Origin of the sequence: Noviherbaspirillum suwonense (assembly GCF_900182955.1) — a bacterium.
Taxonomy (GTDB): Bacteria; Pseudomonadota; Gammaproteobacteria; order Burkholderiales; family Burkholderiaceae_D; genus Noviherbaspirillum_A; species Noviherbaspirillum_A suwonense.
The window spans coordinates 170,680-189,767 of the sequence record NZ_FXUL01000002.1; the positions used below are offsets into that span (position 1 = coordinate 170,680).

The window sequence follows — 19,088 nt, forward strand, 5'->3', positions numbered from 1 at the left end:
CGAGAATATCGCCCCTTCGCGCCGCACGGCGCCATCCATCCAACCCATCGGAATTCACGTTTTGACTTACAGCGTCAAGGAAATTTTTTACACGCTCCAGGGCGAAGGCGCGCGCGCCGGACGGCCGGCGGTGTTCTGCCGCTTTTCCGGCTGCAACCTGTGGACCGGCCGCGAAAGCGACCGGTCGACCGCCGTCTGCCAGTTCTGCGACACCGACTTCGTCGGCACCGACGGCGAGCGCGGCGGCAAGTACCGTTCCGCGGCCGAACTTGCCGGCCTGATCGACAGCCTGTGGCCGGCCAGCCATGCGGCCAGCAAGTACGTGGTCTTTACCGGCGGCGAACCGCTGCTGCAGCTCGACGAGGCGCTGATCGCGGCCATGCATGAACGCGGCTTCGAGATCGCCATCGAGACCAACGGCACCCTCGCCGTGCCGCCGGGCGTGGACTGGATCTGCGTCAGCCCCAAGGCCGGTTCCTTCCTCAACGTGGAACAAGGCAGCGAGCTCAAGGTGGTGATTCCGCAGGCCGGCCAGAACCTCGCCGACTATGAAGGGCTGTCGTTCGAGCATTTCTACCTGCAGGCGATGGACGGCCCCGATGCGGCGGCCAACATCCGGCTCGCCATCGAAACCTGCAAAAGCAACCCGAAGTGGAAGCTGAGCCTGCAGACGCACAAACTATTACAGATACCCTAGGCACGCATGCTGACCATTACCCGCAAGCTGGAGTTCGACGCCGGCCACCGCATCCCCGACCACAAGAGCCAGTGCCGCAACCTGCACGGGCATCGCTATACGCTGGAAATCACGTTGCTGGGCAATGTGATCGATGAAAAAGGCAGTTCCGACAACGGCATGATCATGGACTTTTCCGACGTCAAGGCGCTGGCGAAGGAACACCTGGTCGACGTCTGGGACCATGCCTTCCTGGTCTATCGGGAGGACACCGCGGTGCTCGCCTTCCTCGACAGCCTGCCAGGCCACAAGACCGTGATCATCGACCGTATTCCCACCGTGGAAAACCTGGCGCAGACCGCGTTCGCGATCCTGAAGGCGGTATTTCATGACCGCTACGGCACCGGCCTGAAACTGCACAAGCTGGTGCTGCACGAGACGCCCAACTGCTGGGCGGAAATCACCGCGGACTGAGCATGACGGACGACGCCTATTACATGGAGCAGGCCATCGCCCAGGCGCGCCGGGCCGAAGCGCTGGGCGAAGTGCCGGTGGGCGCGGTGGTGGTGAAGGACGGCGTCATCATCGCCACCGGCTATAACCATCCGATCGGCACGCATGATCCGACCGCGCATGCGGAGATCATGGCGCTGCGGGCCGCGGCAGCCGTGCTCGGCAACTACCGGCTGCCGGGATGCACGCTGTATGTGACGCTGGAACCCTGCGCAATGTGTTCCGGTGCGATGATGCATGCGCGGCTGGAGAGGGTCGTGTTCGGCGCAAGCGACCCGAAGACGGGCGCCTGCGGCTCGGTGTTGAACCTGTTCGACGAGCCCAGGCTGAATCACCATGCCGCGCTGCAGGGCGGGGTGCTGGCCGAGCAATGCGGCGGCTTGCTGCGGGAGTTCTTTGCGATGCGGCGGCAGATGGCGGCGCGGCGGCGGCTGGCGCAAGCCGCCGGACCCGCCGATGTGGAAACGGCGCAGGAGGGGAATGCATGAATACAGCATCACTGACACCGTCGGCAGCGCCGGGACGCTCGGCGTTAGCGGGAACCACCGTCGCCATCGTGTCGCCGGGCGGCTATGCGCCGGACGAGGCCGGCCTGCAGAGGGCGCTCGGCAGGCTCGAAGCGCAGGGCTGCATCGTGCGCAACTACTACCGGCACGACGCCCGCCATCATCGTTTCGGCGCGACAGACGACGAGCGCATCGCCCAGCTGCATGACGCCGCGCGCGACCCGGAGGTCGAGGTCGTGATCGCGCTTCGCGGCGGCTACGGCATGTCGCGGCTGCTGCCGCGGCTGGACTTCGCGATGCTCGCGCAAAGCCGCAAGCTGTTTGTCGGCCACAGCGACATCACCGCGCTGCACATGGGTCTGCTGCGCCATGGCGCCATCAGCTTCGCCGGTCCGATGATCTGCGACGACTTCACCCGGGAAGAAGCCAGCGACTACACGATGGGCGCCTTCCAGGACTGCCTGACGCATGCAGAATGCGAAGTCGCGGGCATCGTGCCGGAATCGCTGGACGATAACCCGGCCGTGGATTGCCGGGGCATGCTCTGGGGCGGCAACCTCAGCATGCTGACGCACCTGATGGGCACCTCTTATCTGCCGGCGGTCGACGGCGGCATCCTGTTCGTCGAGGACGTCAACGAGCATCCTTACCGGGTCGAACGCATGCTGTTGCAGCTGCTTCACAGCGGCGTGCTGGCCCGCCAGAAGGCGCTTGTGCTGGGCGACTTCGCGAACTATCGCCTCAGCGATTACGACAATGGTTACGACTTCAACGCGATGCTGGTCTGGCTGAGGCGCGAACTGCCGATCCCGGTTGTCAACGGGCTGCCGTTCGGCCATATCCGCGACAAGGCGACGCTGCCGGTCGGCGCCGACGCGCATCTGCAGTCCGATGCGCGCAACATGCGACTTCGACTGCGGGCTTATCCGTTTATCGGGCAAGGTGATTAATTTCCGTACCGGAATGTTCCAAATTTGAATCAGGCCCGCCGTTCCTATCTCGATACTCTTTACGTTCACCCGATGAACTGTAGGATCATTCGCGACCTTCTTGAGCACCGAGAAGTTTGATGCACCGTCGCCCACGCCGGGCATGAAAGGGGAGAGCGGATGAGCAGCGATAACCTGGTCATTGAACATCTCAGGGCGATACGCACCGGGATTGCAGCCGTGAAGACGGACACGATAGGCATCCGCCGGCGGCTCGGCAGCATCGACAATTCGGTCGTCGACATGCGGCGCAGCGTCGTGCATCTCTCCGACGACATGGCGCACCAGCAACTAACGATGGACAAGCTGCTGGACCGCGTCCAGCGGTTCGAAAAACGCCTCGACCTCCGATAAGCGGCATGGTTACCGTTCATTAATGCCTGCGTCCCAGGCGCAGGCGTTTTTTTTTGCCGGTTGCGGCCGTTAATGGCGCCACCCGGAACGGATGGGCCTGCACGCCATGGTAAAATCACCGGTTATTCAATCGATGCCTTAAGGATTTTCCCGTGCTTTCCACCGCCAATATCACGATGCAGTTCGGCCCCAAGCCGCTGTTTGAAAACATTTCCGTCAAGTTCGGCGAAGGCAACCGTTACGGCCTGATCGGCGCGAACGGCTGCGGCAAGTCCACTTTCATGAAGATCCTCGGCGGCGACCTCGAGCCGAGCACCGGCAACGTGATGCTCGACCAGAACGAGCGCCTGGGCAAATTGCGCCAGGACCAGTTCGCATTCGAGGAAATGCGGGTGCTGGACGTGGTGATGATGGGCCACGTCGAAATGTGGCAGGCAATGAGCGAGCGCGATGCGATCTACGCGAACCCCGACGCCACCGACGACGACTACATGAAGGCCGCGGACCTCGAGGCGAAATTCGCCGAGTTCGACGGCTACACCGCCGAGGCGCGCGCCGGCGAACTGCTGCTGGGCGTCGGCGTGCCGATCGAGCAGCACCAGGGACCGATGAGCAACGTCGCCCCCGGCTGGAAGCTGCGGGTACTGCTGGCGCAGGCGCTGTTCTCCAACCCGGACATCCTGCTGCTCGACGAGCCGACCAACAACCTTGACATCAACACGATCCGCTGGCTCGAAGACGTGCTGAATCAGCGCAATTCGACGATGATCATCATTTCCCATGATCGTCACTTCCTGAACCAGGTCTGCACGCACATGGCCGACATGGACTACGGCACGCTGAAGGTCTATCCGGGCAACTACGACGACTACATGCTGGCCTCGTCGCAGGCGCGGGCGCAGCAGATGTCCGCCAATGCGAAGGCCAAGGAAAAGGTCGCCGAGCTGCAGGACTTCGTGCGCCGCTTCTCCGCCAACAAGTCGAAGGCGCGGCAGGCAACGTCCCGCGCCAAGCAGATCGAGAAGATCAAGGTGGACGACATCAAGCCATCCAGCCGCGCCAATCCTTTCGTGCGCTTCGACGGCGAGAAGAAGCTGCACCGGCTGGCGGTGGAAGTGCAGGGCATCACCAAGGCCTTCGACCGCACGCTGTTCAAGAACTTCAGCATCAGCGTCGAGGCCGGCGAGAAGATTGCGATCATCGGCGCCAATGGCGCCGGCAAGACCACGCTGCTGCGCTGTATCGGCGGCGAAGAACTGTGCGGCCTGGCGCCCGACGGCGGCAACGTGAAGTGGGCGGAGAACGCCAATCCCGGCTACATGCCGCAGGATCCGACCGACGAATTCGCCACTGACCGCACGCTGACCGACTGGATCGACCAGTGGACCAAGGAAGGCGACGATGATCAGGCAGTCCGCTCGATCCTGGGCCGCCTGCTGTTTGGCGGCGACGACGTGAAGAAGCCGGTCCGCGTGCTGTCCGGCGGCGAGAAGGGCCGCATGATGTATGGCAAGCTGATGCTGGGACGCCATAACGTGCTGCTGATGGACGAACCGACCAACCATATGGACATGGAGTCGATCGAGTCGCTGAACATCGCGCTGGAGAAATATGCGGGTACGCTGATCTTCGTCTCGCATGACCGCGAGTTCGTGTCGTCGCTGGCCAACCGCATCCTCGAGGTGAAGGAAGACGGCATCGTCGACTTCCAGGGCAATTACGAGGAATACCTGGCAAGCCAGGGCATCGAGTAAGTTGCATCCGGCAGGCGCCGGCACGCCCGGCGCCTGCATCTTCCCGAGATTCTCCCGGCAGTCCACCAAGCACGGCAGGCGAACGAGGCCAACAGGCCAACACAAGAATGCCGCGAACTGGCAGAATCCCGCTTCTCCCTGTTGTCGCTATCCTCTATGAAATCCTTCGCAAGAATCGCAGCCCTGCTGCTCGCCGCGCTGCTCGTCATCGTGGCCGCCACGTTTTTCTGGTACCGCAGCGCCACCCAGCCGCAGGTCAGCGGCAAGCTGCAGATGAACGGGCTGCAGGAGGCGGTGGACATCGTGCGTGACGCGGAAGGCATTCCGCACATTTATGCAAAATCCGCTCACGACGCCTTTTTCGCGCTGGGCGTGACCCATGCGCAAGACCGGCTCTGGCAGATGGAAATGAACCGGCGCATCGCCGCCGGCCGCATGGCCGAGGTGCTGGGGCCGGCAGCGCTCGACACCGACAGGTTCCTGCGCACGCTCGGCGTCCGGCGCAATGCCGAGGCCATCGTGCGCAACCTGGCGCCGGACGCTCGCGCCGCGCTTGATGCCTATGCCGAAGGCGTCAACCGTTATCTCGAACAGCGCTCCGGCCCCTTGCCGCCGGAATTCCTTCTGACCGGCGCGCTCGCCCCGGCGCCGTGGGAGCCGGCCGACTCCATCGCCTGGCAGACCATGATGGCATGGGACCTGAGCGCAAACTGGACCCAGGAACTGCTGCGCATGCGGCTGGCGCAGCGCATGGACATGGCGCATATCCAGGCTTTCCTGCCGCCGTATCCGGGCGACGCCCCTTTGCATACGCAGGACTACACCAGCCTGTACAGGTCGCTGGCCGGCACCGCGGCGCAGCTTGAGAAGGTGTCCCGCATCGCGCCGCCTTCGCTGGTGGAAGGCATGGGATCGAACAACTGGGTGCTGGGCAGCCGTCGCAGCGCAACCGGCAAGCCGCTGCTTGCGAACGATCCACACCTCGGCCTGAGCGCGCCGGCGCTTTGGTATTTCGCCCATCTGTCCGCGCCCGGCCTCAACGTGATCGGCGCGACGCTGCCGGGCGTGCCGGCGGACACCCTTGGCCATAACGACCAGATAGCCTGGGGCCTGACGAATACCGCGCCCGATGTGCAGGACCTGTTCATCGAGCAAATCAACCCGGACAACGCAGCCCAGTACCGCACGCCTGATGGCTGGGCTGCGTTCGACCACCGCACCGAAACTATCCGCGTGAAAGGGCAGGCGGATGTGCAGCTGACCGTGCGGGAAACCCGCCATGGCCCGGTCATTACCGGCGCATTGCCGCTGGCGGACCGCGCGCCGGTCGATGCGCGCACGCACGTGATCGCATTCGCCTGGACCGCATTGCGGCCCGACGACTTGACCTACCAGGCCAGCCTGCGGCTGAACAGGGCGCGGGACTGGGAGCAGTTCCTGGCGGCGATGCGGGACTTCAGCGCGCCGCAGCAGAATGTGGTCTATGCGGATGTGGCCGGCAACGTCGGCTTCATCGCGCCGGCACGGGTGCCGGTGCGGCGCCGGGACAATGACCTGAAGGGCCTGGCGCCAGCGCCGGGGTGGGATGCGCGCTACGACTGGACCGGCTTCATCCCGTTCGACGACCTGCCGCGCGAGTACAATCCGCTGTCGCAGCAGATCGTCACGGCCAACCAGAAGATTGTCGGCCCGGCCTATTCGCATTTCATCACCAGCGAATGGACCTTGCCGTACCGGGCGCAGCGCATCGCCAGCCTGCTCGAAGCAAAACCGCTGCATGACATGGATAGCTTTGCAACTATCCAGAAAGATGATTTCTCGCTGGCCGCGCGCGAGCTGCTGCCGCTGCTCGCGCGTACTGCGCCGAAATCCGACCAGGCCCGCAATGCGCTCGCAGCGCTGAAGCAATGGGACGGGAAGATGGATGCGGCCAGGTTCGAGCCGCTGGTCTACAACGCCTGGATGCGGGAGTTGTCGCGACAGCTGTTCGCCGCGCCGCTGGGCGAATCGCTGATGAAGGATTACTGGGAGCAGCGCAATATCCATCAGCCGACTGCCGAGGCATTGCGCACGATGGACACGGGCAACCTGTGGTGCAGCGGCGCGTCAGCCGGCAATGGCCTGCCGCGATGCACCGAAGTCCTGAGCGCATCGCTCGATAGCGCGCTGGCGGACTTGCGCACGCGTTACGGTGATGACATGCAGGCATGGAAATGGGGCAAGGCGCACGAAGCGCTGTCGGAGCATCGGCCGTTTTCGAAAGTGCCGTCGCTTGCCAAGTATTTTGACATCCGCTTGCCGTCGCCCGGCGACACCTACACGGTGAACGTCGGGCGGCACAACCTCCGGGATGAGGCTGCCCCGTTCACCAACCATCATGCGGCCAGCCTGCGCGCTCTATACGACCTGTCCAACCTTGAAAACTCGCGCTTCATCCACTCGACCGGGCAGTCGGGGAACGTGTTTTCGCCGCTATACAGCAACTATGCGCAGCGCTGGATCGACGTGGCCTACCTGCCAATGCGCACCGTGCGTGCCGAAGTGGAGAAGGGCATGCTCGGCACGCTGGCCCTGACGCCCTGATATAGCAGCGCTTCCGACGCAGCGCCTACGCCTTCGGCTTTTTCTCCTGCGTGGCTGCGGCATGCGGGTTGACCGAGATTTCCTGATCCATCAACGCCGACAGATCGTTCATCAAGGCCTCGGTGCTCAGGGTGAAGGGCAGCCTGGCCGGTTCGGCGCTGCGGGTGGCCTCCGGGCCCGGAGCGTGATCGCCCTGGGCGCGGATTTCCTGAACGTCTTCGTCTGCCAGGGCTTCCAGTCCCGTCTTGCATGCCGTTTCCAGCGCGCCCAGGCTGGCCCGAAGGCTCGCGCATTTCGCATTCCGGATGGCGTCCGGCGTCTCCAGCAGATTCCCGCACGCTTCCACGGCTTGCAGTATTTCCGTCAGCGCCTCCTTGATATGGCCGTTGTATTCGAGGCCGAAGGTGAAGTCAGCCAGAGCGAGCTTGGCCTGGAGCGCTATGTAAGCACTTTCGAACGCTTCTTTCGGCAGCGCAGCTTGCGCATCGGGCTCTCGGACCGCGCTGCCAGGCGAGTTGCCGGTAAACCGCACGGAATCGGATGACGATGCAAATAAGTAAGCATTTGCCGCTTCCCGGAAAGCGGCTTTGGCGATAGACAGTTCTGCGCTGATCATGACGATGAAAACCGGCGTGTGCGCATTCAGGAAAGACGTTTCATCCGTGTCGAACAGGCGTGTCTGTGCAATGCCATTCGCCTGAAGGCCGGCATCGAAATCCTGGAAGCTGAAGTCATCGGCTTTATCCGACGGGCTGACGGCCGGCTGGTGCGCCGGCGTACCGGGTGAAGCAACAGCGTTTCCGCGCAGGCTGGCCTCTTGGGAAGCGGTGGATGGCTCGCTGCTCTGAGGAAACGCCAATACCGGGATGGATGGAACGCTGCCGCTACTGCTGCTGATAAGAGGCACGCTGCCGCTGCTGATGGCCCGGCGGGGCGACAGTGTCAGCCCGCCCTGTGCCGGATGTCCGGCCCGGTCCCTGAACACCGGCTGGATCCAGGATCCGGTGCGCGCCTGGGTCGCCGTCCGCTCCTTACTCGCCGCCTGCGGGCTGCCAGGTTCAGTGCGATCGTCGATCATCGTACTGCGCGGCGACGTTGGCGGCGACCCGGTTTCGGATCGCCGTGGTGAAAGCCCCGCTGCGGCGCGCAGGTCCTGGACCGGGCGGGGCGACTTGACCATGCGTGGTGAACCTGGCGACGTCTGCATTGCGGAAATCCTGCGTTGCTTGGAAGAGCGCACTTCGGCATGCGTGCGCTCCTCCATGCTGGACGTGGACCGCTTGCGGGATTCCTGCTTGGACCTGCTGTGTTTTTCCTTCACCCGGATCGTCGAAGACCGGGAGGGCAAAGCAGGCTCGTCTACCGGCACTGGCAGCCCGGTGACAGTGCGCAAGTCCAGGCTGAGATCCAGTATCGACTGCCCACCCGGGCGCGAGTGCAGGCCAGGCACCGCCGATGTTGCGGCGGCGACGTTTGAACTTGGCGGGGTCGCACCGGTCGCGGCGGTGGAAACCGGCGTCGCGCCCGTTGCCTTTGTTGGCTTTGCTGTGCTCAATGCGATCGATAAACCGGATGCGGACGAGGACGTGGACGTGGACTTCGGGGTATCGGGGATCATGCTTTGCTTCTCCTTGGTTTTCGGCCAGGCGCCTGGCGCCTGGACATGAATCGGATTGGATGCTGCTGCGCCGGCTGCAGCAGGAAATCAGCTATCGGCTATCGGCTATCAGCTATCAGGTATCGGTGTCGGTATGCTTTTCCCCGCGCACCGGGCTGGCCAACCCGCTCGACGCCCTGCTGCGCGTTGGGGAAGCGACCGCGTCCGCTGCGGGCCTATCCGCCGCCGGACCTGCAGGTTCCGATGCAGAACCTGCCCTGCTGCGTGGACTGCGCGGATCGCTTCCAGCATCGGCTTCGGGTTTCTTGCTGTTGCGTCCTTCACTGCTTCTTGTAAACAGTGCCTTCAACTTCCGTCCGGCCGTGTTGTTTGGCGATCTTGCTTTCTCACGGTCTTTCTCGTTTTTCCGGTCGGACGGCTTCCTGCCTGGCGACGCCGGCCTGCTGCTGTCCGGCGACCGGCTGTCGCCGGGCGTGGGCACGACCGCAGGCCGCTCTGGGCTCGACACGGAGCGTGCTCGGGTCTCGCTTGCGAGGAGACCGGTGCTGTCATGCGCATCGGTACTTGACGATGACGTTTCCGTTGCGGCCTCGGCGCCGCCCCAGTGCCTGCATGCGGACGCCAGGCTCGCCAGCGTCGACCGTACCTTCGGCTGTGAAGCATTGAAGGCCAACGGCTTGCTTGCGCCCGGCGCGGCGTGGCTGTCGGTAAAATGTTGCAGCCTGCCCAGCGCGAGCGTCAGTTCAGCCGTCATCCTGTCCTGGTCGCCGGCGGCGGCTGCCAGTTTGGCGTCCTGCAGGTGTTTGACGAACAGCGAGAAGGCGGTCTTTGCACCGGACACGGTGGACGACGCAGTGCTCCCGGGCGCAGGCAGCATTGCGAGTTCCTTCATGATCAGCGCTACGTCGGACTGTATCAACTTCTGCATGTCGGCCGCGACGCCGGTCAGTCGTCGGGCCTGCTCGTCCTGGAAGCGGGGCGGCGTGGCAACGGGCCGCGCCACGCCGCGCAGTACGGCTTCCGCTTCCAGCACCTCGGCGTCCTCGATGCTCGCGAATTCGAATGAAGGAAACTGTCCGCGATCCAGCCAGGCTTCCCGGCGGTCTGCCGCTTCCGCTTCCGGTTTCGATCCGGACACGGACGCCGGTTCCGTCACGACGGCGGCCGGTCGGGAAAATACCGCTGCTGCGCCGCCGGAGGCCATCGCTGCCTGCTGCGCGTCTACCGAACCTGCGTCCGCTCGCTTGCCGCCTTCACGGTGTGTGTGGTCACTGCACAAGGAATCTGAAGGGCGTTCGCCCAACCCTGCTCTTTTCATGTTCCTGCCTATATTCCGGAAATTTGATCAGTACGGCACGCATGAACCGACGGCCTGCGTGGCGAGGCCGGGACTTGCGTGTCCGTTCCCTGCGCGTTACTGGTGTTCGGATACGGCCAAACTGGCGCTCGGTTCCGCCTGCGGTGGCGGTGGCATGCCGTCCGCAGCCACTGGCGGTATCGCGCCGCTGGAGGTTTTCGAGCCGAACACCGGAGGCGCTGTGAAGAGCTGGCTTGCCGGGCGCGGCCGGCGTTGGGGGCCGGGCAGGCGGTGCTTGCGCGGCTGCGGCGAGTTCGGGCTTGTGGCATGCTGTTGCGCATGCTGGTCGTCACGGTCGCGCACGGGCGAGGCGGTCGACGCTGCAGCGGTGCCGGTAGGGACAGGCGCCACGGACGTTGCCGCTGTGACCTGTGCGCCGGTGGAAAGGGCCGCGCCTGACGTGCCGGAGTTCGTCGTAGAGGTGGTCGTAGTCGCCGCAGTCGATGTCGATGTCTGCGCATCTTCGCTCGCGGCTTCCTCGGTGCATGACGTAGACGGATTATCCCCTGGCGACGCAGGCTGGTAGCGCGGCGACGAACCCGGACCGGGCGACCGCGGCGACTGCGGCGAGAACGTCCCGGTTTTCCTGCGTTTTGCGGATGCTCCCGTCATCGGCGGGCTGTCCGGGTGGTTCTGCGACCGCTTCTTCTTGTCCTGGGCTGGCGAAAGCTGTTCGTCCGGTTTCGCTTTTTCCAGGGCCATGGCCTGAACCATCATCTTGGTCAGTCCCTTGCCCAGTTCGGCGCAGGCATCGTGGAGTTCCTCGCGCCTGGCCGTCGACAGCGTGTCGTCAGGCACGTCGTCGATGTCCCCCAGGAGCCTGACCTGGCCGGCCTTCGCCGCTTCCAGCCGCGACGCGCAATCCCTGCGTGTTGAGGGTGTGAACGATCTCTCCGCGTCGAGTACGGCCTTCCTGATCAGGTCGAGCTGCGATGCAAAGTTCTCGAGCAGCTTCCTGCCTTCAATGCCGGCGTCACCGACCTTCAGGAGCGTTCGCATCTGCCTGAAAACAGGGTCGGCGTTATAGAAGTCGTGCATGCGCAGCGGCACGGCGTAGGCGCTTTTCGATTCCGGCCTCGGGGAAGTGACCTTGACGCGCGGCGCTTTCGACGGGGATGCGCTGCGCTCGGCTGGGCGACCGGCAGCGCCGGTCTGGACCGCGCTTGCGGCGGAGCCTGATGCGGCGTTTGGACTTGATTGCATTCTTGCTCCTGATGATTAAAAGACGTGCAGTCGGCCAGGCTGCGACGCGTATCGATCGTGAATCGATGTGCGATGAAATTGCAGCAAGGACAAAGCGGCAGGCTTTGTAACCCGCCCCCCGGACCAGTTCCGGCAGGCAGGTTTGCATCAGGAGGAGCGGCAGGCGCAGGCGGCGGGCGCCGCCTGCGGCCAGGCAGGGTTCAGGCGTGGGCGGTCAGGGAAAGCGGGTAAGGCTGGTCGGCCGCAAGCAGGCGCTCGGCCTGCGCCGCCGGCACGCCCGCGGAAAAGAAATAGCCTTGTCCCATCCGGCAGCCGAGCCGGCGCAGCACGGTGATCTGCTCGGCGGTTTCCACGCCCTCGGCGATCGTGTCCAGGTCCAGCAGCTGCGCCAGCGTCAGGATCATCTGGACAATGCCCGCATCGTTGTTGTCGAGCCCGAGGCCGCGGGCGAATGCACGATCGATCTTCAGCACGTCGATCGGCAGCCGCTGCAGGTAGGCCAGCGACGAATAGCCGGTGCCGAAGTCGTCCAGCGCCAGCCGCACGCCGAGGCTTTTCAGCCTGGACAGGTTTTCTATCGTCTGCTGCGGATTGGCCATCGCCGACGATTCCGTCAGTTCGAGTTCGATGCAATTCGCCGCCACGCCGGTCCTGACCAGGATCTGCGCGACTTCGCCGATGAACGATGAATGCATCAGCTGCCGCATCGAGACGTTGACGCCCAGCGTCACCGGCGTCTGGCGCGGGTAGGCCTGGTGCCATTTCTTCAGCTGTATGCAGGCCTGTTCGAGCGCCCACAGGCCGATCGGCACCACCATGCCCGACCTTTCGGCGATCGGGATGAAGTCGTCCGGCTTGATCTCGCCATATTGCGGGCTGTTCCAGCGCAGCAGCAGCTCGAATCCGCACAGCCGGCCGTCGGCCAGCGCGACCTGCGGCTGGTACACCAGCGTGAGTTCCTTGCGTTCCAGCGCAAAGCGCAGCGCCACGTCCATCTGCGCCCGGCGCGTGGCCCATACCTGCAGTTCGGCATTGAACGCCTCGACCCGGTTGCGTCCGCGCTCCTTGGCCTGGTACATCGCCGCATCGGCATCCCGTATCAGTTCCGACGGCGTGCGGTGCGAGGGCAGCAGCTTGGCGATGCCGATGCTGCCATGCAGTTTCACCACGATGTCGTCGATGACCACGGGCCGGTCCAGCGCGCTCAGCAGGCGCGAGGCGCGCTCGCGGGCCGCATCCATGCCGGCATGGGTCAGGATCACGAATTCGTCGCCGCCGAAGCGCGAGACCATGTCCTCGGGCGGCAGCTCGTAGCGGATGCGGCGGGCCACTTCCATCAGGCAGCGGTCGCCGGTATCGTGGCCGTGGGTGTCGTTCACGCTCTTGAAGAAGTCGAGATCGAAGTACAGCACCGCGATCTGCGGCGGCGGCACGCCTTCGGGCAGGATCAGGTCAGCGATCATCTTGAGCATGAAGCGGCGGTTCGGCAGGCCGGTAAGCGAGTCGTGCATGGCCAGGTGCTCCAGCCGCATCTCGTATTCCTTGCTGTCGGTTACGTCCCGCACGATGGCCAGCATGCCGGACGCCGCGCCGCTGCTGTCGCGCAGCGGGTACTTGAACGTGCGATACCAGCGTTCCACTTCCCCGTCGCGCATGTCCTGCACCTCGAGGTTTTCCACCGCGACGCCGCTGCGGATCACATGCATGTCCTGCAGGTGCATCCGGCGCGCGGTCTCGGGCAGCACCGGATGTCGGCCGTCCTCGCCGCCGGCCCCAGGCAGTTCCTCGGTGGTCTTGCCGTGCAGCTCCGCGTCGGAAGCATAGCCGTAGTGCTTCTGGAAGCTTGCATTGGTGATCGTGAAGCGGCCGTTGCTGTCTTTCGCGTAGATCATCGACGGATTCAGGTCGAGCACGGTGCGCAGCAGCGCATGTTCCTCGGTCAGCTTGCGCTCGGCCTCGACACGGGCGCTGATGTCCTCGATGCTGAAAACCAGGCCGCCGATGGCCGGATCATGCAGCATGTTGTAGCCGCGTATCTCCAGCCATACCCAGTGGCCTTCGCGGTGGCGGATGCGCAGCTTCATCGACAGGCTGGCGCCGGCCTTGCGCCGCAGCAGCTGCAGGTTGGCATTGCGGCGCGGCAGGTCTTCCGGGTGGATGGCCGGGGCGGCCCCCGCCAGCATTTCCTGCTCGGAATAGCCGAGCACATCGGTGATGGCCGGGTTGATATAGGTGGTCCTGAACCGCCTGTCGGTGATCATGAACACATGCCGGGCCGCCCGAGCGATCACGTTGAAGCGGCGCTCGTTCATCAGCGCCTGTTCCAGCGACGCCTGGTTCGCCGCCATGGCTTTCGACAGCGACGCCGAGAGCAGCCCGGCGAACAGGGTGACAAAGAATCCGGGCAGCCAGTCCTCCGGCTGCCCGCCGGTGGCCACGCTGGTCAGCGCGCCGGCGACCGCGACGGCCAGGATGACCGCCAGCGCCAGCGACCCTTGCAGCTCAAGCGCGAATACGCTTGCGAGGCCGATCCACCAGGGCAGCGGCGCGATCGGCAACTGCGACTGGAGCGAAAGCATGCCGATGGCGGCGCCCGCGGCCAGCAGTTCCAGCAGCACATGCCGGCGCCCCAGCAAGTGCAGTCCAGGCCTGGCGAAGCGGATCAGCGCGACCACCGCCAGCGCCGCCACCACGAACAGCGAGACCTTGACCGAGCGGGTCGAGCCGGGCTTGTCCATCCACCACAGCAGGCATATCTCCAGGAGCAGGCTTGCATAGAGGAAGAGGGACGCGAGCCGGAAAATTTCCGGTCCGGTATAGGCGCCGCCGGCACGTACCAGCGGCAGCTTCATGGCGCCACGGGCCTGACCCGGGCAGCCGCTTCCTTCGCATGCGTCCGTGCGGTCTCGACATCGCCTGCCGCCGCCAGCGCCACACCCATGCGGCGACGCGCGAACGACTGCGGCTTGCCGAACAGGCGGATGTCGACGCCGGGCATGCTCAACGCGTCCGCCAGGCCGTCGAATGCGATCCCGGCGGCTTCCAGGCCGCCGTAGATCACGGCGGACGCGGCGGGCGAGCGCAGCGTCGTGTCGACGGGCAAGCCGAGGATCGCGCGCGCATGCAGCTCGAATTCATTTTGCGCCTGGCTGGCCATCGTCACCATGCCGGTGTCATGCGGCCGCGGGCTGACTTCGGAAAACCAGACCATGTCGCCGCGCACGAAAAGCTCGACGCCGAACAGGCCGGTGCCGCCGAGGTTCCCAGTGACCTTGCGGGCGATGTCGCGCGCGCGCTCCAGCGCGAGCGTCGGCATCGGATGCGGCTGCCACGACTCGACATAGTCGCCCTGCACCTGCACGTGGCCGATCGGTTCGCAGAAATGGGTGTCGATCCGGCCATCCGCATTGCGCGCGCGCACGGTCAGCAGCGTGATCTCGTAGTCGAAGTCGATGAATCCCTCGACGATCACGCGGCCGGCATCGACCCGGCTGCCGGCGGCCGCCGCGCTCCACGCGCTCTCGACGTCCTGCGGTCCGTCCAGCTTCGACTGGCCCTTGCCGGAAGACGACATGACAGGCTTGACGATGCACGGAAAGCCGATCTCGCCGCAGGCCGCGCGCAAGGCGTCGAGGCTGTCGGCGAACCGGTAGGGCGAACTGGGCAGGCCGAGTTCCTCGGCGGCCAGCCGGCGGATGCCTTCCCGGTTCATCGTCAGCCAGGCGGCGCGCGCCGTGGGGATGACGGTGGCCTGCCCGGCTTTTTCGAGTTCGACCAGCGTGGCCGTAGCGATCGCCTCGATTTCGGGGACGACCAGGTGAGGCTGCTCGGCTGCGATCAGCGCCGCAAGCGCGGCGCCGTCGGTCATGTCGATCACGTGGGACCGGTGCGCGACCTGCTGGCCGGGCGCATTTTCATAGCGGTCGACAGCGATCGTTTCGACGCCCAGGCGCTGGAGAGCGATGATCACTTCCTTGCCCAGTTCGCCTGATCCCAGCAGCATGACGCGGGTCGCCGTGGATGACAAAGGTGTGCCTATGCGTACTGGACTGTTCATTTTGTGTTCTGAGGGGGAAAGTAGGAAGAAAATTACCAATGCGACAATATGGAAAGGTAGCAGATTTTGACATGCATCGTGCCAGCAGACTGGATCGAACGCAAAAAAACCGCCGGCTCTGGCCGGCGGTTTTCAGGGTGAGGGTGGAACGGGGTCAGTCGTCGGCGTAAATGTCACGGTCCTTGGTTTCCCGGACGAACAGCAGGCCGATGACGAATGTCGCCAGCGCAATGATGATCGGGTACCAGAGGCCGTAGTAGATGTCGCCCTTGTAAGCGACCAGCGCGAACGCGGTGGTGGGCAGCAGGCCGCCGAACCAGCCGTTGCCGATGTGGTAGGGCAGGGACATCGACGTGTAGCGGATGCGCGTCGGGAACATTTCAACCAGCATCGCGGCGATCGGGCCATAGACCATGGTGACGTACAGCACCAGGATGGTCAGCAGCAGCAGCACCATCGGCTTGTTGATCTGCGCCGGGTCGGCCTTGGTCGGGTAGCCGGCGGCCTTGATCGCATCGCCCAGTTCCTTCTTGAAAGCCGCATCCCTGGCGGCCAGTTCTTCCTTCGGCGTCGTGCTGGCATCGTAGCCGTTGATCAGCTTGTCGCCGACCTTGATGGTCGCCACCGATCCCGGGGCGCCGGCGACGTTGGTGTAAGCGACCGACGCATTGGCCAGCAGCGTGCGGGCGATGTCGCAGGAGGACGTGAATTTCTTGGTGCCGGTCGGGTTGAACAGGAACTGGCACTTGGCCGGGTCGGCGGTGACGACCACCGGCGCATTCTTCAACGCGGTTTCCAGCGCCGGGTTTGCATAGTGCGTCAGCGCCGAGAAGATCGGGAAGTAGGTCAGCGCGGCGATCAGGCAGCCGCCGAGGATGATGGGCTTGCGGCCGATCTTGTCGGACAGCGAGCCGAACACGATGAAGAACGGCGTGCCGATCACCAGTGCGGCGGCGATGAACAGGTTGGCTGCGGCGCCGTCGACTTTCAGCGTCTGGGTCAGGAAGAACAGCGCATAGAACTGGCCGGTGTACCAGACCACTGCCTGGCCGGCGGTCAGGCCGATCAGGGCCAGGATCACGATCTTCAGGTTGCCCCATTTCGCGAACGCTTCCGACAGCGGCGCCTTGGAGACCTTGCCTTCGGCCTTCATCTTGGCGAAGGCGGGCGACTCGTTCATCGACAGGCGGATCCAGACCGACACGGCCAGCAGGAACACGGACACCAGGAAGGGAACGCGCCAGCCCCAGGCGGCGAATGCGTCCTCGCCGATCGCGGTGCGGGTGCCGAGGATGACCATCAGCGACAGGAACAGGCCGAGCGTCGCGGTCGTCTGGATCCATGACGTGAAGAAGCCGCGCTTGCCTTCCGGCGCATGCTCGGCCACGTAGGTCGCCGCGCCGCCGTATTCGCCGCCCAGCGCGAGGCCCTGCAGGATGCGCAGGACGATCAGGATGATGGGGGCGGCGACGCCGATCGAATTGTAGTTGGGCAGCAGGCCGACGATGAAGGTCGACGCGCCCATGATGACGATGGTGACGAGGAAGGTGTACTTGCGGCCGATCATGTCGCCGAGGCGGCCGAAGACCAGCGCGCCGAACGGACGCACGATGAAGCCGGCGGCGAAGGCGAGCAGCGCGAAGATGAAGGCGGTGTTGGGGTCGGTGCCGGCAAAGAACTGCTTGGCGATGATGGCGGCCAGCGAGCCGTAGAGATAGAAGTCGTACCACTCGAATACCGTGCCCAGCGAGGACGCAAAGATAACCTTGCGTTCCTCCTTGGTCATGCTGCCCGATGCGGCGGTCTGTACAGTGCCCATGATGTCTCCGTTAGATTTGGTTTTGTTTCGCAACCCATGATTCGTGCTGCTGTTGCCGAGTGTAGGGAGCTTTGCTTACTGGAGGCTTGCTTGAAACTTACGGGAAACTTACGTGGGCGGGGCGGGTGCGCGGCATGGCGCCGGGAAAGCCGGGAAAGGAGGCGGAGGGAGCGGGTGGAAAGGCAGGGCTTACGTCAATAGACCAGCCGGACAGGCAGGAGCACGATGCTTGCGGTGCGCACCTGCCGCCGTACAAGCCGTTTTGAAAATTTTGCCGGTAAAACCGGGCGGCTTACCCGCCCGTAGGTTTGAGGCCTGCGGTTAGTGCAGCCAGCGGCCGGCATCCATGCGCGGCGTTGCAGGCACTTCCTGCGGCGCTTGCTCGGGCATGACTTCCGGCCCGGTCGGCGAATCGGGCATGATCGGATCCTGGGACGGCGGCGGCATTTCCGGCTGCGGCGTGCTGCCAGGCTCGATCTCGGGCTGCGGCGACGGGACGTTGGGAACTTCCGGCGGAATCTGGCCCGGCTCCTGGTGCAGGCGCAGTATGGGCTGGCGGGGTTGAAACATAGGTCTCCTGGATCAAGATGGGGAAAATGGAAATCAGGCGCGGAGCGCCCGCGTTTTTGCCAACGCCAGGTTCTTAGCATTTTTTGCGCCAACCCGATGCGGCGAGATCCGCGTCCCGGCATGCGGATTGCACGGATCCTTCCCGAACTTACTCTGAAAGCAAGCGATGAGCGATGCATTACACGTGGTCTGCCCCCACTGCAATACCGTCAACCGCGTGCCGTCCGCGCGGCTGGCGATGCAACCGGACTGCGGCAAGTGCGGCCGCCCGGTGTTCACCGGCCATCCGGCCGAGCTCGATGCGCCCGGTTTTGAAAAACAGGTAGGCCGCAGCGACATCCCCGTGCTGGTCGACTTCTGGGCGCCGTGGTGCGGGCCATGCCGCGCGATGGCGCCGGCCTATGAACAGGCCGCCAGCCAGCTGGAGCCGGCGATGCGGGTTGTCAAGCTCAATACCGAGGAGGCGCAGGAACTCGCCGCGCGGCATGGAATACGCAGCATCCCGACGCTGGCGCTGTTCCAGAACGGCCGCGAGGTCGCGCGCCAGGCCGGCGCGATGGACGCCGGCAGCATCGTCGCCTGGGCGCGCCGGCATGCGGCGCGCTGAGCGCCGCGGCTAGAGGAAGCGGTCGAGGATTTTCCTGCTCTGGCGGTCCAGTCCCTGCAGGTCGCGCAACAGGAAATGGATGCCGTGGCTGTCGGATATCAGCAGCGTGTCCTGGCCGATGCGCCGTATGTCCTCCTCGCCGCGCAGCACGAAGCTGGTGTCGCCGCGGTCGGTGCCGACCTGCCAGGTCGACGGCGTCGCATAGCTGGAGACCGAGCGGATCGCGTGGATGACGGGCATGAATTCCCGGCCCTGCAACTCTTCCTCGATCAGGCTGCGCAGCGCTGGCGGCAGGTCGGCCAGCGACGGTATCCACGCGACCTCGCGGCCGTCGCCGGTCATCAGCGAAACGCCTTCGTCCGGCGCCTGTATCGGGAAGGCGCGCACCGGGGCGACGCCGGCATGGCGTTCGCCGTCGGCCGTGGTCAGCACCAGCTTGCCGTACGGGTCGCGCGCGAGGTCGATCTGGGCAGCATCCATCG

General features: G+C 64.8%; 17 protein-coding genes. 9 read left to right on the forward strand and 8 right to left on the reverse strand.

What is annotated here, in order from left to right; all coding sequences use genetic code 11:
- Positions 1-61 precede the first annotated feature (61 nt).
- From queE to QOL82_RS04040, 7 genes are all read left to right on the forward strand, one after another.
- A complete protein-coding gene (gene queE, locus QOL82_RS04010) occupies positions 62-697 on the forward strand; it encodes a 7-carboxy-7-deazaguanine synthase (protein ID WP_283440953.1) in 636 nt (211 codons plus the stop codon).
- A gap of 6 nt (positions 698-703) precedes the next feature.
- On the forward strand, positions 704-1,150 hold the full coding sequence (gene queD, locus QOL82_RS04015; protein ID WP_283440954.1) for a 6-carboxytetrahydropterin synthase QueD: 447 nt from the start codon (positions 704-706) through the stop codon (positions 1,148-1,150).
- Positions 1,151-1,152: 2 nt separating this feature from the next.
- On the forward strand, positions 1,153-1,677 hold the full coding sequence (gene tadA, locus QOL82_RS04020) for a tRNA adenosine(34) deaminase TadA (RefSeq protein ID WP_283440955.1): 525 nt from the start codon (positions 1,153-1,155) through the stop codon (positions 1,675-1,677).
- On the forward strand, positions 1,674-2,645 hold the full coding sequence (ldcA, locus tag QOL82_RS04025) for a muramoyltetrapeptide carboxypeptidase (protein WP_283440956.1): 972 nt from the start codon (positions 1,674-1,676) through the stop codon (positions 2,643-2,645). The genes tadA and ldcA overlap by 4 nt, the downstream gene beginning before the upstream one ends.
- Before the next feature lie 159 nt (positions 2,646-2,804).
- A complete protein-coding gene (locus QOL82_RS04030) occupies positions 2,805-3,038 on the forward strand; it encodes a hypothetical protein (RefSeq protein WP_283440957.1) in 234 nt (77 codons plus the stop codon).
- A 152-nt stretch (positions 3,039-3,190) separates the two neighbouring features.
- Positions 3,191-4,792 (forward strand): ABC-F family ATPase, encoded by a 1,602-nt coding sequence (locus QOL82_RS04035; protein WP_283440958.1) that lies wholly within the window; start codon positions 3,191-3,193, stop codon positions 4,790-4,792.
- A 156-nt stretch (positions 4,793-4,948) separates the two neighbouring features.
- Complete coding sequence (locus QOL82_RS04040) at positions 4,949-7,375, forward strand: penicillin acylase family protein (RefSeq protein ID WP_283440959.1); 2,427 nt, start codon at positions 4,949-4,951, stop codon at positions 7,373-7,375.
- 25 nt (positions 7,376-7,400) lie between these two features.
- Here QOL82_RS04040 and QOL82_RS04045 read toward each other — a convergent pair whose 3' ends face one another.
- Entirely contained in the window at positions 7,401-8,453 is a 1,053-nt protein-coding gene (locus QOL82_RS04045; protein ID WP_283440960.1) for a hypothetical protein, read from the reverse strand.
- A 100-nt stretch (positions 8,454-8,553) separates the two neighbouring features.
- Here QOL82_RS04045 and QOL82_RS04050 point away from each other — a divergent pair, with 100 nt between their 5' ends.
- Positions 8,554-9,042 carry a hypothetical protein gene (locus QOL82_RS04050; RefSeq protein ID WP_283440961.1) on the forward strand — a complete coding sequence of 163 codons (489 nt, stop codon included), beginning with the start codon at positions 8,554-8,556 and terminating at the stop codon, positions 9,040-9,042.
- A gap of 66 nt (positions 9,043-9,108) precedes the next feature.
- Here the strand turns inward: QOL82_RS04050 and QOL82_RS04055 are convergent, their stop codons facing one another.
- From QOL82_RS04055 to QOL82_RS04080, 6 genes are all read right to left on the reverse strand, one after another.
- A complete protein-coding gene (locus tag QOL82_RS04055) occupies positions 9,109-10,296 on the reverse strand; it encodes a hypothetical protein (RefSeq protein WP_283440962.1) in 1,188 nt (395 codons plus the stop codon).
- A gap of 111 nt (positions 10,297-10,407) precedes the next feature.
- Positions 10,408-11,553, reverse strand: a complete 1,146-nt coding sequence (locus QOL82_RS04060; protein ID WP_283440963.1) for a hypothetical protein — start codon at positions 11,551-11,553, stop codon at positions 10,408-10,410.
- Positions 11,554-11,753: 200 nt separating this feature from the next.
- Positions 11,754-14,405 (reverse strand): putative bifunctional diguanylate cyclase/phosphodiesterase, encoded by a 2,652-nt coding sequence (locus QOL82_RS04065; RefSeq protein ID WP_283440964.1) that lies wholly within the window; start codon positions 14,403-14,405, stop codon positions 11,754-11,756.
- Positions 14,402-15,610 carry a formate-dependent phosphoribosylglycinamide formyltransferase gene (purT, locus tag QOL82_RS04070; RefSeq protein WP_283440965.1) on the reverse strand — a complete coding sequence of 403 codons (1,209 nt, stop codon included), beginning with the start codon at positions 15,608-15,610 and terminating at the stop codon, positions 14,402-14,404. Before purT ends, QOL82_RS04065 begins: the two co-directional genes overlap by 4 nt.
- 154 nt (positions 15,611-15,764) lie before the next feature.
- Complete coding sequence (locus QOL82_RS04075) at positions 15,765-17,429, reverse strand: MFS transporter (protein WP_283440966.1); 1,665 nt, start codon at positions 17,427-17,429, stop codon at positions 15,765-15,767.
- A gap of 321 nt (positions 17,430-17,750) precedes the next feature.
- On the reverse strand, positions 17,751-17,999 hold the full coding sequence (locus tag QOL82_RS04080; protein ID WP_283440967.1) for a hypothetical protein: 249 nt from the start codon (positions 17,997-17,999) through the stop codon (positions 17,751-17,753).
- A gap of 166 nt (positions 18,000-18,165) precedes the next feature.
- Here QOL82_RS04080 and trxC point away from each other — a divergent pair, with 166 nt between their 5' ends.
- A complete protein-coding gene (gene trxC, locus QOL82_RS04085; protein ID WP_283440968.1) occupies positions 18,166-18,606 on the forward strand; it encodes a thioredoxin TrxC in 441 nt (146 codons plus the stop codon).
- A gap of 9 nt (positions 18,607-18,615) precedes the next feature.
- On the opposite strand, the gene QOL82_RS04090 is transcribed toward trxC, so the two are convergent.
- On the reverse strand, positions 18,616-19,086 hold the full coding sequence (locus tag QOL82_RS04090; protein WP_430438442.1) for a cyanophycin metabolism-associated DUF1854 family protein: 471 nt from the start codon (positions 19,084-19,086) through the stop codon (positions 18,616-18,618).
- Positions 19,087-19,088 lie beyond the last annotated feature (2 nt).

Bases quoted from the DNA above. Each gene is read 5' to 3' on its own strand.
- queD (WP_283440954.1), top strand. From the start codon at position 704: ATGCTGACCATTACCCGCAAGCTGGAGTTCGACGCCGGCCACCGCATC.
- tadA (WP_283440955.1), top strand. From the start codon at position 1,153: ATGACGGACGACGCCTATTACATGGAGCAGGCCATCGCCCAGGCGCGC.
- ldcA (WP_283440956.1), top strand. From the start codon at position 1,674: ATGAATACAGCATCACTGACACCGTCGGCAGCGCCGGGACGCTCGGCG.
- QOL82_RS04030 (WP_283440957.1), top strand. From the start codon at position 2,805: ATGAGCAGCGATAACCTGGTCATTGAACATCTCAGGGCGATACGCACC.
- QOL82_RS04040 (WP_283440959.1), top strand. From the start codon at position 4,949: ATGAAATCCTTCGCAAGAATCGCAGCCCTGCTGCTCGCCGCGCTGCTC.
- QOL82_RS04045 (WP_283440960.1), bottom strand. From the start codon at position 8,453: ATGATCGACGATCGCACTGAACCTGGCAGCCCGCAGGCGGCGAGTAAG.
- QOL82_RS04050 (WP_283440961.1), top strand. From the start codon at position 8,554: ATGCGTGGTGAACCTGGCGACGTCTGCATTGCGGAAATCCTGCGTTGC.
- QOL82_RS04060 (WP_283440963.1), bottom strand. From the start codon at position 11,553: ATGCAATCAAGTCCAAACGCCGCATCAGGCTCCGCCGCAAGCGCGGTC.
- QOL82_RS04065 (WP_283440964.1), bottom strand. From the start codon at position 14,405: ATGAAGCTGCCGCTGGTACGTGCCGGCGGCGCCTATACCGGACCGGAA.
- purT (WP_283440965.1), bottom strand. From the start codon at position 15,610: ATGAACAGTCCAGTACGCATAGGCACACCTTTGTCATCCACGGCGACC.
- QOL82_RS04075 (WP_283440966.1), bottom strand. From the start codon at position 17,429: ATGGGCACTGTACAGACCGCCGCATCGGGCAGCATGACCAAGGAGGAA.
- QOL82_RS04080 (WP_283440967.1), bottom strand. From the start codon at position 17,999: ATGTTTCAACCCCGCCAGCCCATACTGCGCCTGCACCAGGAGCCGGGC.
- trxC (WP_283440968.1), top strand. From the start codon at position 18,166: ATGAGCGATGCATTACACGTGGTCTGCCCCCACTGCAATACCGTCAAC.
- QOL82_RS04090 (WP_430438442.1), bottom strand. From the start codon at position 19,086: ATGGATGCTGCCCAGATCGACCTCGCGCGCGACCCGTACGGCAAGCTG.